Here is a 12,359-nt window from a genome sequence, read left to right as displayed (position 1 = left end):
TCAGCCTCTGTCGAATGGAGACCCCCGTGCTGATCGCCACTGACCGGATCCTGCTGCCATCCCACCGGGACTTCGTTGCCGGGTGGGTGGAGATCGACGGCGGGGCCATCATTTCCGCAGGACCTGGCCGGCCACTGCGGCGCCCGGACGAAGTGCTGAACCTCGCCCTGGCGCCGGGCTATGTGGATGTTCACTGCCATGGGGGCGGTGGTGCCGCCTTCGCGACAGATGACCCCTCCGATGTCGACACCGCCATCACGGCGCACCGCGCCGCAGGCACGACCTCCGTCGTCGCCTCGCTGATCACGGCGTCCATCCCGACCCTGCACAGCCAGGTCACCCTGCTGGCCGGACGGGTCCGCGCCGGGGATCTCGCCGGGATCCACCTCGAGGGACCATGGCTGGCGCCTAGCTTCAAGGGGGCGCACAACCCACAGCTGCTGGCCGATCCGATCCCCGACACCGTCGCCGCCTTACTCGCCGCCGCCGCCGGCGGCACCATCAGAATGGCGACCATTGCACCGGAACTCCCCGGGGCCATGGAAGCGATTCAGGTGATGCTGGCCAGCAACTGCCTGCCCGCGATCGGCCACACGGCCGCTGATTACGCCACCACCAAGCAGGCCATCGAGGCGGGTGCAACGGGGGTCACCCACATCTTCAACGCCATGCCAGCTCTGGGACATCGTGATCCCGGGCCGGTCCTGGCGTTCCTGGACGATCCCAGGGCCACGGTCGAGTTGATCTTCGATGGCATCCACGTGAGCCCCGAACTGGCAGCCTACGTGATGCGGATGTTGCCCGATCGGGTTGTCCTGATCACCGACGCCATGGCGGCCGCCGGGGCCCCGGACGGTGACTACATGCTGGGAGACCTCCCGGTGGAGGTCAGCGATCGGGTGGCTCGACTGGCCGGACTCGACACCATCGCCGGCAGCACCCTGACCCTCGACAGGGCGGTACGCAACGCCGTCGCCTACGGAATCCCGCTTGCCCAAGCGGTCCGCAGCGCCACCATCTTTCCGGCCGAGTACCTCAGCCTCCACAACGTCGGAAGAGTCGCAGCAGGGGCCAGAGCCGACCTGGTCGCCCTCGACGACGACGCGAACGTCGCCAGGGTCATGTACCGCGGAACCTGGCAGTAGCCGACCCGCCGGCATGGCACCACCCCCGCCAGATTGACTTCCATCGATTCGACTAGGCTAGAGTTCACATCGACGGTCTTCGATGTGTCTTTGAGAGGAAATCATGGTCAATATCCGAGTTTTCGAGCCAGCGTTGTGCTGCAACACCGGGGTGTGTGGTGAGGACGTGGACCAGGCGTTGGTGAACTTCTCCGCCGACCTGGACTACGTGAAGCAGCAGGGCGTCGACATCACCCGGCACAACCTGGCCAACGACCCGACGGCGTTCGTGGAGAACCCTGCGGTCATGAGCTTCCTTCAGGCGGCCGGATCGGAGGGGCTTCCCCTGGTGCTGGTCGACGACGTGACCGTGCTGACCGGCAGTTACCCCACGCGTGAGATGCTCGCCCGCTACGCGGGCCTTGGCACCCCCACTCTTCGTCCGCGTTTCAGCTTGGCCACCGTGGGTGGCGCCTCTTGCTGTGGCGGCGGCGGTTGCTGAGGCTGTGGACGTGAAATTCCTCAGCAATCCCACCCGCTTCCTCTTCTTCACCGGCAAGGGCGGCGTGGGCAAGACCTCGATCGCGTGCGCTTCAGCGGTGCAGCTCGCCGAAGCCGGCCGTCGGGTGCTGCTGGTGAGCACCGACCCGGCGTCCAACGTCGGCCAGGTCTTCGGCCAGACGATCGGCAACACCATCACGGCAGTGGGGTCGGTCCCCGGCCTCGACGCCCTGGAGATCGACCCCGAACAAGCCGCTGCCGACTACCGAGAGCGGATCATCGGCCCGGTGCGAGCATTCCTGCCCGCACGTGAGATCGCCGAGATGACCGAACAACTGTCCGGGTCGTGCACCACCGAGATCGCCTCGTTCAACGAGTTCACCGGCCTGCTGGCCGACCCGACACTGGTCGCCGACTACGACCATGTCCTGTTCGACACCGCCCCCACCGGCCACACCATCAGGCTCCTCAAGCTACCCGGCGACTGGACCGGCTTCCTCGACACCGGCAAAGGTGACGCCTCCTGCCTGGGCCCCCTGTCCGGGCTGGAGAAGCAACGCACCCTCTACGGCGAAGCGGTGGCCGCACTGGCCGACCCCTCGATCACCCGCCTGGTCCTGGTCGCCAGGGCCCAGGCCTCCAGCCTGGCCGAGCTCGCCCGGACCGCCGTGGAACTGAGCGAGACCGGCATCAAACCCGGCAACGTGGTGATCAACGGGGTGCTCCCCGACACCGCTGGAGACGACGACAGTCTGGTCGTCGCCATCCGGAAACGTGAACAGGCAGCCGTCGCCGACATGCCGGCCTCGTTGGCGGGGGTCCCTCGCGATGTCATCGAACTCAAGCCCGACAACATGGTCGGCCTCGCCGCGCTCCGTTCCTTGTTCGAGGGCTCGACGACGCTTCCGATGGACTCATTCGGCTACTTGCGTGAGGACATTGCTCCCTCGTTGAACGAGATGGTCGACGAACTTGCCGCCCCCGGGCACGGGCTCATCATGTGCATGGGCAAGGGCGGCGTCGGGAAGACCACGATCGCCGCAGCGGTCGCCACCCGCCTCGCCGAGTTGGGGCACGAGGTCCACCTCACCACCACCGATCCGGCCGGGCACCTGGCGCACACGATGGGGGACGGTGACGCACTGCCCACCCTCACCATGTCGCAGGTCAATCCGGCTCAGGCAGTCCAGGAGTACCGCGATCACGTCATGGCCACAAAGGGCAGAGACCTGGATGACGCGGGCCGGGCCTTGTTGGCCGAGGACCTGCTGTCCCCCTGCACCGAGGAGGTCGCGGTCTTCAAGCAGTTCTCCCGACTGGTCAATCAAGCGCGTCGCACCTTCGTCGTGATGGACACCGCGCCCACCGGGCACACCCTGCTGCTCATGGACGCCGCCGGCTCCTACCACCGCGAGATCGCCCGCAACATGCCCGAGGGTGCCCACTACGCCACCCCCATGATGCGACTCCAGGACCCTGACTACACCAGGATCCTGCTCGTCACGCTGCCGGAGACCACACCCGTCTTGGAGGCGGGCATCCTCGAGGACGACCTGAAGCGGGCCGGCATCCAGCCCTGGGCCTGGGTGATCAACCAGTCGCTTGCCGCCGCCACCACTACCTCGCCCCTGCTCCGTCACCGGGCAATCCAGGAACAAGGACCTGTCGACTCCGTGCGGGCCCGCGCCAAGCGGCTCGCCATCGTCCCCCTGCTGCACGAGGAACCCATCGGACCCAAGCGGCTCGCCCGCCTGGCCTCCTAGGAAACCACGGCGCACGGCCCAGTCTTCGACCGCATCACACCCACCACCACGAGGAGCCCTGACCCCATGCTCAATCCAACCCTCCAGGCGCCGGCTGACGCCGAAGCCGAGGTGCACGCCGCCGCGAGAGCGTTCGGTGCGGCGCTGAAGTCCAGCAACGAGTTCACCGCCCTGCTGGCCGCCGACGAGGCCGTCTCCACCGACGCCGAGGCGAACGCCGCAATTGCCGCGTTCGAACAACTCCAGCAGGAGTTTCGGGCGGAGATCACGGTGGGAGTCCTGACCGACGCCCACCGCGCGGACCTGGAGCGCAGCCAGGAAGCGATGCTCAGCGTCCCGACTGTTGCCGCCTACGCGGCGGCCATGTCAGCGTTCCAGGATGTATGTCGCGACACGGCATCCGTCGTGACCGCTGAGATCGGCATCGACTTTGCCGCCAACAGCCGCTCCGGCGGCTGCTGCGGCTGACAGGAGAACACAATCATGCTGACCCCCGATCTCCACGACGCTGCCCTGACGTTCGGCCGCGCACTCCGCCAAGCCCCCGCCGTAGCCGCCTACCGGGCCGCAACCGACGCCTTGGCCGACGACCTTGAGGCGCAACAGACCATGATGGCCCTCCGTGGCCCGCAGGCCAGTTTCGTACGGACGCAACAGGCCGGACTGCCCCCGAGCCAGGAACAGGTCAACCAGCTGCGCCGCAGCCAGGAGAAGGTCCGGGCCAACGAGGTCATCATGAACCACCTGCGGGCCACCAACGCCGTCAAGGCCTACCTGCCCACGGTGGCTCGTGAGGTGAGTGGTGCGCTCGGCGCGGACTACCCGAGCCTGATCGCACCAGCCTCCGGCTGCTGAACTCGCCAACCGCCGCCCTCGTGGTTCACGAACGGCAGGGGTAGACGAAGACCTCCGTGCTGGATGTGGGTGGCCAAGCCCCCCGGCAGGGAGGTCTTCGCCATTCACCTTGGGCGCCGCAACCGCGGCCTGCCGTCAGGAAGTCCCGCTGCCGCGGGGTGGCTGCGGACTGCAGAAGCGACCCCCGATATTCGAGTCCCGCTGCAGACTCGCTCTGGGGAGTTCGAACCAGCGCAACGCATCAAACTCCTGCGAGATGGTGCCCGAATCATCGGTCGAGGGGCTTCGTGCCCCCGCGAGGATCCGACGGGCGTCTTCGAGGTGCTGCGTGAGGATCTCGACCGGTGCCGTCGCGTCCCGGCGCGGGTACACCATCACCCCATCCACTCCGTAGCTGATGTCTGTGAGCCGCAGCGGCGGTTCGATGGGTCCACCATGGTGACGCCACAGTCCGCTCACGGGCTCGAACCGGTAGTCATCGAGGAGCTTCCAGCCCTCGCGTGCGACCAACCGAACAGCTTCGACGATGTAGGCGAAGGCTTCCTCGCCTATGAAGTAGTTGAAGTTCACCCGCACCCAGCCCGGCTTGATCCCCTCGCAACCATTGGCGATCTGGGCCTCGAACTGGTGCGAGTGGTCAAGATCGATCCCCAGAAGGCGGTGCCCGTAAGGGCCCGCGCAGGAGCACCCTCCCCGGGTCTGAATCCCGAACAGATCATTGAGGAGTGCCACCACGAAGTTGTGGTGCAGGAAGCTGCCGCTGGGGGTACGGATGACGAACGACACGATCGACAGCCGGGTGGCCTCCGGGTTGCCCAGGATCTCGATGCTGGGCTCCTCACGCCAGGCAGCCATCGCGCGGCTGAGGAGGTCACCCTCCCGCTCCTCGATCGCCCTCACCCCGACGGCGGCTTTCAGTTGGAAGACCAACCCGGCCCTGATCGATTCGATGATCGCGGGGGTGCCGCCCTCCTCACGGTGGACGGGGTCGTCGAGGTAGCGATGCTCTGCCGCGTTCACGAACATCACCGTGCCGCCTCCCGGGACATCCGGGACACGATTGGTCAACAATTCCCGGCGGACCGCCAGCACGCCGGGCGTGCCGGGGCCACCGACGAACTTGTGGGGTGATATGAAGACCGCGTCGAGATAGGCATCCGGTTCATCGTCAGGGGCCGACACGTCAATATCCACATAGGGAGCACAAGCGGCGTAATCCCAGAAGCTCAGCGCTCCATGCGCGTGGAGCAGCGTGGCGACGCCACGAACATCGGACACGATGCCCGTGACGTTGGAGGCCGCCGAGAACGACCCGATCTTCAGCGGACGATCTGCGTGAGCGACCAGTTCAGCCTCAAGTCGCCGCTGGTCGATGTGCCCGTCGGCGTCCTCAGGGATCGTGACCAGATCGGCGATCGACTCGCGCCACGGCAGCTCATTGGAGTGGTGCTCGAAGGGGCCGATGAACACCACGGGGCGCCGCTCCGCCGAGATCGCGTCGCTGAGGTGAAACTGGTCGTCGAGATTGGAGGGGATACGCAGCCCGAGGATCCCGACCAGCTTGTCGATCGCAGACGTTGATCCTGAACCGGTGAAGATGATTGCGGTGCTGGTATCGCCGCCCACCGCCTGATGGATGATCCGACGGGCGTCCTCACGCAGCCAACTGGTCTGGAACCCCGTCCCACTGGCTTCGGTGTGCGTATTCGCATACCGAGGAAGCACCTCGCGTCGGATGAAGTCCTCGACAAAGTCGAGACTGCGCCCAGACGCGGTGTAGTCGGCGTAGGTGACCCTCCGTGGCCCGTAAGGGCCGTCCATCACATGATCGTCACCGATCACGCCGGCGCGGATCCGCTCCAACAGCGCCGACGACGAAGGTGTGGGAGGCGTGCTGAACAGCGCAGGCTCAGAAAGGGCAGTTTCCAGCACGGCATCCCCCTTGGGATATCGACAACGGTCGATACGAACTCTAGTCCCCTCGTATCGACATCAGTCAATCTGACCTGGCTGACTGGCTGCGTCGCCGAGTGTTCCTGCCAGGTGGGCTAAAGTTCGTATCGACAGTTGTCGATGTTGAAGGGGACACCATGGTGGAGACCGTCGCCCCTGACCCGGTGGTGAGCGCTGCTGCCAGCGGGCGGGCCAGACCAATCGTCCTCTTCGTGTGCGTCCACAACGCCGGCAAATCGCAGATGGCCGCTGCCATCATGCAGCAACTGGCTGGCGGGCTCGTTGACGTCCGATCAGCAGGGACCGACCCGGATGCACAGGTGCACGACCTGTCCGCGATTGCGGTCGCCGAACTGGGGGCGGACATGTCCAACCAGGTGCCTACCCGGCTCGAACCGAGAATGCTCACTGCCGCCGACCGCATCATCGTGCTTGGGGACGAAGCCCGAGTGGACGCCGTTGAGGGCATGCGGGCGCCGATCGAAACCTGGCTGATCCCCGATCCCGCAGATCAGGGGATCGACGGACTCCAGCGTGTCCGGCTGATGAGGGATGACATCGCCGAGCGGGTGCGCAAACTCATGCAAGCGATGACAGACAAACGTGAGGGAGAGAAATGATCCGTACCTTGCCCACCCTCGAGTGCGCTCCCGCCAGCAACGACGAGCTAATGCCCGGAGTCGAAGCCGAGCGACTCGCCGCCGTGCTCAAAGTGCTCGCCGATCCGGTCAGGCTCAGGCTGCTGCGCCTGGTGGCCGACTCCCCCGACACCACAGCCTGCGCCTGTCACCTGCCGGACGCACTGGGCATCTCCCAGCCCACCCTGTCTCACCACCTCAAGAAGCTGGTGGAATCCGGACTCCTGGAACGAGACCAGCGTGGACGCTGGGTGCACTACCGCCTCCGCGCGGGTGCGCTCGGCCCCATAGCGGAGTTCGTGTCGAGCTGCACGCAGTAGCGCGAGACCCCTGTGTTGAAGCCGGCTGAATATCAACCCTGAGGCGCCAAGTGAATCGGCCCTCTGGGTCAGGGGCGGAACGCCACCCTGCAATCCAATGGCCGACGACCACGGGTCAGCTCAGCCTCACACCATGAGAAACCCGGGTACCTGCAGGTATCCGGAGGCCGACGGCGAGTCGACCGAAGGGGTAAGGGAGCGGGTCAGCCTCGAGGGCGCGACCCGGCGACCGGTATGACAGTCATATGACCGGTGAAGGGGTCATATGAGGTTCGATGCAGCGTTCGGAGGCTTGATCCCGGGTGCGAGTGGGGTGGTGCTGGCCGCGCTGCTGCGCACAGTTCTCCGATGACAGGTCGGCAGGTGCACGGCCTGGTCAGCGACCACCCCGAACACCCACCGCACGAAACTCGCGATCGCGCTCACCACCACCATCCTGATCGCCGAGGTCATCGGCCCTGTGGACCAACGGCCTCGCCTTGCTCGCCGACGCCGGCCACATGCTCACCGACGCCTCAGGCCTCCTGATCGCCCTGATCGCCGTCTCACTCGCCTCCGCCCACCCAACCCCGAACGGACCTGGGGATACCGCCGCGCCGAGGTCCTCGCCGCCGGCGCCCAAGCCGCCGACCTCCTCGCAGTCCGCGGCGACAGACGCATTCATCGAAGGCGTCCGGCGACTCTTCGAACCACCCGACCACGCGCAAAGCGAACACACCCCCCACACCTGACAATCCCCAGGGAAACGCCCCACCCGCCGGGCGGGACCCACAGAAGGAGCGGCAGCTGGGAAACTTCCACCATGGACACCCTCAGATCAATCGCCTTGTTCATCGCGGCAGCCATCGCCGAGATCGGCGGAGCCTGGCTGATCTGGCAAGGCGTACGAGAACACAGAGGCTGGATCTGGATCGGCACCGGCGTCGTTGCCCTCGGGCTGTACGGCTTCGTCGCCACCCTGCAACCCGACCCCAACTTCGGTCGCATCCTGGCCGCCTACGGCGGCGTCTTCGTCGCCGGCTCCCTCGCGTGGGGCATGACCTTCGACGGCTTCCGACCCGACCGCTACGACATCGCCGGCGCCCTCATGTGCCTGATCGGCGTCGCCGTCATCATGTACTCACCACGCGCCGCCTGACCCCCATCCGCCCATGTCCGCCGACCACCAGTCAGCTCCTCCTAGGTGAACACCCGAGCAGAGCGATGGCTGTTGGGCAGCAGCTTGGTGGTTGAACCAGCGGCGATGATGCAGTTGTCGAAAGTCACCGCCTGCTCGCCGGAATCCGCCTTCACCTTGATCGTCTTGGCGTTAGTGAACTCGCCCCAGCCGTGCATCTCGGTGATCTTGTTCTTCCGCATCAGGAAGTGGACGCCGCTCACCGACCGCTCCACCAGCTGCCGGCTCCGGGAGACCGCCGTGCCATAGTCGAAACTGAACTCGCCCCGGATCCCGAACAGGTCGGCCTGGGGGGTGAGGATGTGCACCAGCTCCGCGTGGCGCAGCAGGGCCTTGGTCGGGATGCAGCCCACGTTCAGGCACACCCCGCCCCAGCAGTTCTCGATGATCCCCACCTGGTAACCCCAGCTGGGCTGCGCGAATCGCCGCCACGTATCCGCCGGGGCCGACCCCCCGGACCCCCACATCGAAGTGATCGGCCATACTCCACGCTAGACGTCCCCCATCCGCTGCCCATTGATTCACCCAGCATGCCGCGGCCGAGACTCGTACCGGCCCCGACCCCAGACAGCCCGAGGCCGCCCTCGACGTGGCGGCAGTGGCGGACTCACGTGACAGACACGCAGCCGGCGCTACAGTCGCATTGGCCACCGATCGCTCCACGGGAAGGGGTGTCACATGCTGGGCGTGGCTCTCCTGGTGATGGGCGCGCTGGTCGCAGCCGCCGTGTCGGGCTCGGCCGGGTTCGGAGGCGCCCTGCTGCTCCTGCCCCTCTTGACCACTGTTGTGGGAGCAGAGCAAGCGGTCCCACTGCTGACCGTCGCCCAACTGGTCGGCAACATCTCCCGGGTCGGGTTCGGCTTCCGCTGCATCGCTTGGCGGCCGGTCGGCCTGTTCCTGATCGGCGCCGTCCCCAGCAGCGTCGCCGGCTCCCTGCTGTTCGTTTCGCTCCCCCCGGGCATCTTGACCCGCTCCATCGGGGTGGGGGTACTGGCCTTCGCCATGCTGAAGTACTTCCGGATCCTCACGTTCAGCGCATCGAACGGGCTACTGCTGGGAGGTGGAGCCCTCACTGGTGTGTTGTCCGGCCTGATCGGCAGCGCCGGGCCCCTCGGAGCTGCCGTGTTCCTCTCGCTGGGACTGACCCCCGTGGCCTACGTGGCCAGCGAAGCCACCACCGCCCTGACCATGCACGCCGTCAAGACCATCGTGTACGGCGCCACCCTCAGCCTCGATGCCGGCTTCTGGAGTCTGGCGGCCCTGCTCGGCGCCAGCATGGTCGTCGGCACCTGGATCGCCAACCGATATCTGCGCCGTGTCTCAGCGAAGGGTTTCGAACGCTACGTCCTGATCCTGTTGGCCGCAGTCTCGGTCTATCTGATCGTCGTCGGTTAGCCACCCAAGGTCAGCAGCATCTTCCCGGCGGCGACCGCCAGAACCACCCCAAGCAAGCGGTAGATGTTCTTCGTGTTCGGGGTGCGGGAACCATAGCGGGCCCCAGCCACACCACCGACAAGAACCAGCGGCACCCACACCGTCAGGGACGTCCACGGAATCTTCACGACCGTCGATACCTGACCCGCCAGACCCGCCGAAGAGTTGAGCAGAATGAACGCCGCTGCCACACCGGAGACCTGCCGGGTGGGTGCCCATCGGGCGAACAACAACAGTGGACTGAGGAAGATCCCGCCGCCGATGCCGGTGAGCCCGGACAGCAGTCCAAGCACGGCGCCCGCTCCGAGCGCGGGACCCACCGGCGGGATCAGAGTCGGGTCGTCGCAGGGGCGGGCCCCCGGCGACACCAGATACACCGCGGACCACAACAAGACGACCGCGAGCAACGGCTTGTACACCACCCCCGGGACGGATAGTTGGCCTCCGAGGAACGCCATCGGGACAGCCGTCACCGCCAACGGCCACAAGGCCCGCCACGAGAAGGCCCCACGCCGCAGGAATGTCCAGGCGGCCAACGACGCCACCACAATGTTCAGCACCAGGGCTGCGGGCCGCATAACCTCCGGCGCCACCGTGAACAGGGCCATCACCGCCAAGTAGCCTGAGCCACCACCATGCCCGACCGACGAATACAGCGCTGCGACAACCACCATGCCGATGCCGATGACGATCGCAGTCTCGAGAGCCATCACGCAGCCCTCCGCATCACCCAGGTACCAGTCACGGACTGAGAGTATTGGGCCCAGTTGCCCGACCTCCAGGTGGGACCGGTCGCCCGCGCGCATCCGCTGCTCGGGAGCGTCGGTGGAACGCCATCAGCAACCGCACAGGGCCCAGACCCGCTGCAGTGGTAGCGACGCACCGTGACCAGCAGCGTGGTGGCCCGCCACCCGAACGGCTCGTGCGCCAACCGACACACCACCGTGCCCCGCGCCGTGCCGTGGCAGCCACATCACAGGCACCACGGGTCAGAGCAGCCTCCCGGGTTCTCAGCCCGCAGCGTCCTCATGGGCGCCGAGGAAGCCGTGGGGCCTCGTCTCGAACGACTGGCCTGACAGTCATATGACCGCTACAGTGGTCATATGAGATTCGATGCAGCGTTCGGAGGCTTGATCCCGGGGGCGAGTGGGGTGGTGCTGGCCGCGCTCCTGCGCACAGGGTCTCCGATGACAGGTCGGCAGGTGCACGGCCTGGTCCGCGACCAGTTCAGCCTGTGGTCTGTCCAGCAGGCGCTCGCCTCCCTCGTCGGGCTCGGCGTGGTGGAGAGTCGCACCGTGGGTCGCGCGATGGTCCACACGATCAACGAGGACCACTACGCGATCCAGCCACTGCGCGTCCTGCTCGATCCTTTCGCGGCACTGCGGGAGGCAGCCCAGCGTTCGGTCGGGTCGAGTGTCGATGCGGTGATCCTGTTCGGGTCGGTGGCCCGCGGCGAGGCGACCGCCGACAGCGACATCGACCTGGCCGTCCTCGCGTCCCCGGACTGGGACGGCCGATCAGCGTTGGAGGACGCGGTACGTGCCCGGCTCGGCAACGAGTGCGATGTGCTGGTGTTCACCCCCGAGGAGTTCAGCCGGCTCGCAGCCAGCGGCGATGAACCGGTCGTCGCCAAGATCCTCGCTGACGGAGTGTTTCTGCTTGGCGCGCTTCCCCAGGGCAAGGTTGGCGTGGCGTGATGGCCACGCTCGAACACCGCAATCACGCGCGGAGTTTCCTGAGGAAGGCCGAGGAGTACCTTGCCTCCGCCGACGCAAACCTGGCCGCCCAGCGGTACACCGTCGCCGCCGGGGATGCCATCCACGCCGGTATCTGCGCCAAGGACGCCATCGTCACCGAACTCACCGGCACAACAACGAAGGGCAAGGACCACACACTTGCCGTGAAGGAGTTACGGCGAGCGCTGGGACAGCGACCCGACGCCCCCGGCGCGGAAAGAGCGCTCCGCGAACTGATCTCGAGCAAGGCAGACGTCGAGTACGGCGTCACCCTCATTGCCGCGGTCAAGGCTGAGGCGCTCGTCCGTAGGGCCCGGAGCCTCGTCGAACTCGCCGTCCGCATCGTCCGCCTCAACGGGTAACCTCTACCGCGCAGCCCACTGGCGGCGGCATGGTTCCGCCCAGCACCCTGACCAGGCATCCGACAATCCCCGCGCCGTGGCCCCGAGAATGCTGCCCCGCCGCGCTAGCCTGACGGTGCAGTTGAGCAGGTAAACGCTCGGCGGCGGCACGTTCGGATCCCCCACGCATTCCCCACGACAAGGTGACGAAGTGATGTTCAACGAACATAATCCCTTGTCAGAGGGCACTTTTTCGACAAATGGCGTGGAGCTTCAAGTCCTCTCTCGGACACCCGTAGGAACCCGATCTGGCAATGCGAAACACCTAGTCAGGAGGGTTCGATAGTCTTGGCGGTAGACATGGCGACCGCAGAGCACCCCCATGAATGTGGCCCTGATTTCCCAGAAGATTCTCCATACCTGCTGGGCGGGCGCAGTACAGCGGAAACATGAGCATGGGCGGCAGCAGCCAAGAGCGGGCGAATGGTCACGGCGGCGGCGCCGGGCAGCCGACAAG

The 12,359-nt window shown here is 66.4% G+C and carries 13 protein-coding genes and 1 pseudogene; 11 read left to right on the top strand and 3 right to left on the bottom strand.

Going from position 1 to position 12,359, the window contains the following annotated elements:
- Positions 1-14 precede the first annotated feature (14 nt).
- The 5 genes from nagA (at position 15) to WBL05_RS12410 (ending at position 4,243) form a co-directional block, all read left to right on the top strand.
- Complete coding sequence (nagA, locus tag WBL05_RS12430) at positions 15-1,145, top strand: N-acetylglucosamine-6-phosphate deacetylase (RefSeq protein ID WP_424226323.1); 1,131 nt, start codon at positions 15-17, stop codon at positions 1,143-1,145.
- Positions 1,146-1,248: 103 nt separating this feature from the next.
- Positions 1,249-1,626: an arsenite efflux transporter metallochaperone ArsD gene (gene arsD, locus WBL05_RS12425; protein ID WP_424226322.1), complete on the top strand. Its 378-nt coding sequence runs from the start codon at positions 1,249-1,251 to the stop codon at positions 1,624-1,626.
- A 10-nt stretch (positions 1,627-1,636) separates the two neighbouring features.
- Positions 1,637-3,388 carry an arsenical pump-driving ATPase gene (arsA, locus tag WBL05_RS12420; RefSeq protein WP_424226321.1) on the top strand — a complete coding sequence of 584 codons (1,752 nt, stop codon included), beginning with the start codon at positions 1,637-1,639 and terminating at the stop codon, positions 3,386-3,388.
- A 66-nt stretch (positions 3,389-3,454) separates the two neighbouring features.
- Complete coding sequence (locus WBL05_RS12415) at positions 3,455-3,856, top strand: YlbF family regulator (RefSeq protein WP_424226319.1); 402 nt, start codon at positions 3,455-3,457, stop codon at positions 3,854-3,856.
- A 15-nt stretch (positions 3,857-3,871) separates the two neighbouring features.
- Positions 3,872-4,243 (top strand): YlbF family regulator, encoded by a 372-nt coding sequence (locus WBL05_RS12410; RefSeq protein ID WP_424226317.1) that lies wholly within the window; start codon positions 3,872-3,874, stop codon positions 4,241-4,243.
- Between the two features lie 135 nt (positions 4,244-4,378).
- Here WBL05_RS12410 and WBL05_RS12405 read toward each other — a convergent pair whose 3' ends face one another.
- Positions 4,379-6,175 carry an aminotransferase class V-fold PLP-dependent enzyme gene (locus WBL05_RS12405; RefSeq protein ID WP_424226315.1) on the bottom strand — a complete coding sequence of 599 codons (1,797 nt, stop codon included), beginning with the start codon at positions 6,173-6,175 and terminating at the stop codon, positions 4,379-4,381.
- 98 nt (positions 6,176-6,273) lie between these two features.
- Here WBL05_RS12405 and WBL05_RS12400 point away from each other — a divergent pair, with 98 nt between their 5' ends.
- The 3 genes from WBL05_RS12400 (at position 6,274) to WBL05_RS12390 (ending at position 8,292) form a co-directional block, all read left to right on the top strand.
- Positions 6,274-6,816: a low molecular weight phosphatase family protein gene (locus tag WBL05_RS12400; protein WP_424226314.1), complete on the top strand. Its 543-nt coding sequence runs from the start codon at positions 6,274-6,276 to the stop codon at positions 6,814-6,816.
- Positions 6,813-7,154: an ArsR/SmtB family transcription factor gene (locus tag WBL05_RS12395; protein ID WP_424226312.1), complete on the top strand. Its 342-nt coding sequence runs from the start codon at positions 6,813-6,815 to the stop codon at positions 7,152-7,154. Before WBL05_RS12400 ends, WBL05_RS12395 begins: the two co-directional genes overlap by 4 nt.
- Positions 7,155-7,956: 802 nt before the next feature.
- A complete protein-coding gene (locus WBL05_RS12390) occupies positions 7,957-8,292 on the top strand; it encodes a YnfA family protein (RefSeq protein WP_424226311.1) in 336 nt (111 codons plus the stop codon).
- Between the two features lie 44 nt (positions 8,293-8,336).
- Here the strand turns inward: WBL05_RS12390 and WBL05_RS12385 are convergent.
- A pseudogene (locus WBL05_RS12385) lies at positions 8,337-8,814 on the bottom strand (FAD-dependent oxidoreductase); the annotation flags it as partial.
- A 204-nt stretch (positions 8,815-9,018) separates the two neighbouring features.
- Here WBL05_RS12385 and WBL05_RS12380 point away from each other — a divergent pair.
- The gene (locus WBL05_RS12380; protein WP_424226309.1) at positions 9,019-9,726 is read left to right on the top strand and encodes a TSUP family transporter; all 708 of its coding nucleotides are present in this window, start codon (positions 9,019-9,021) and stop codon (positions 9,724-9,726) included.
- Here the strand turns inward: WBL05_RS12380 and WBL05_RS12375 are convergent.
- Positions 9,723-10,475 carry a sulfite exporter TauE/SafE family protein gene (locus tag WBL05_RS12375; protein WP_424226308.1) on the bottom strand — a complete coding sequence of 251 codons (753 nt, stop codon included), beginning with the start codon at positions 10,473-10,475 and terminating at the stop codon, positions 9,723-9,725. The genes WBL05_RS12380 and WBL05_RS12375 overlap by 4 nt on opposite strands.
- A 477-nt stretch (positions 10,476-10,952) precedes the next feature.
- Between WBL05_RS12375 and WBL05_RS12370 the strand changes: the two genes are divergently transcribed.
- Both WBL05_RS12370 and WBL05_RS12365 read left to right on the top strand, forming a co-directional pair.
- Positions 10,953-11,462, top strand: coding sequence for a nucleotidyltransferase domain-containing protein (locus WBL05_RS12370; protein WP_424226306.1), 510 nt, complete (start codon positions 10,953-10,955; stop codon positions 11,460-11,462).
- Positions 11,462-11,863, top strand: coding sequence for a hypothetical protein (locus tag WBL05_RS12365; protein WP_424226305.1), 402 nt, complete (start codon positions 11,462-11,464; stop codon positions 11,861-11,863). The genes WBL05_RS12370 and WBL05_RS12365 overlap by 1 nt, the downstream gene beginning before the upstream one ends.
- Positions 11,864-12,359 lie beyond the last annotated feature (496 nt).

It is taken from the genome of Brooklawnia sp., from assembly GCF_049651565.1.
Lineage (GTDB): Bacteria > Actinomycetota > Actinomycetes > Propionibacteriales > Propionibacteriaceae > Brooklawnia.
The sequence above is the reverse complement of the archived record's forward strand: the minus strand, read 5'-3'. Positions and strand labels throughout refer to the sequence as shown.

Excerpts from the sequence above, each read along its gene's own strand:
- nagA (WP_424226323.1), top strand. The coding sequence starts at position 15 with ATGGAGACCCCCGTGCTGATCGCCACTGACCGGATCCTGCTGCCATCC.
- arsD (WP_424226322.1), top strand. The coding sequence starts at position 1,249 with ATGGTCAATATCCGAGTTTTCGAGCCAGCGTTGTGCTGCAACACCGGG.
- WBL05_RS12415 (WP_424226319.1), top strand. The coding sequence starts at position 3,455 with ATGCTCAATCCAACCCTCCAGGCGCCGGCTGACGCCGAAGCCGAGGTG.
- WBL05_RS12410 (WP_424226317.1), top strand. The coding sequence starts at position 3,872 with ATGCTGACCCCCGATCTCCACGACGCTGCCCTGACGTTCGGCCGCGCA.
- WBL05_RS12395 (WP_424226312.1), top strand. The coding sequence starts at position 6,813 with ATGATCCGTACCTTGCCCACCCTCGAGTGCGCTCCCGCCAGCAACGAC.
- WBL05_RS12390 (WP_424226311.1), top strand. The coding sequence starts at position 7,957 with ATGGACACCCTCAGATCAATCGCCTTGTTCATCGCGGCAGCCATCGCC.
- WBL05_RS12375 (WP_424226308.1), bottom strand. The coding sequence starts at position 10,475 with ATGGCTCTCGAGACTGCGATCGTCATCGGCATCGGCATGGTGGTTGTC.
- WBL05_RS12370 (WP_424226306.1), top strand. The coding sequence starts at position 10,953 with ATGACAGGTCGGCAGGTGCACGGCCTGGTCCGCGACCAGTTCAGCCTG.
- WBL05_RS12365 (WP_424226305.1), top strand. The coding sequence starts at position 11,462 with ATGGCCACGCTCGAACACCGCAATCACGCGCGGAGTTTCCTGAGGAAG.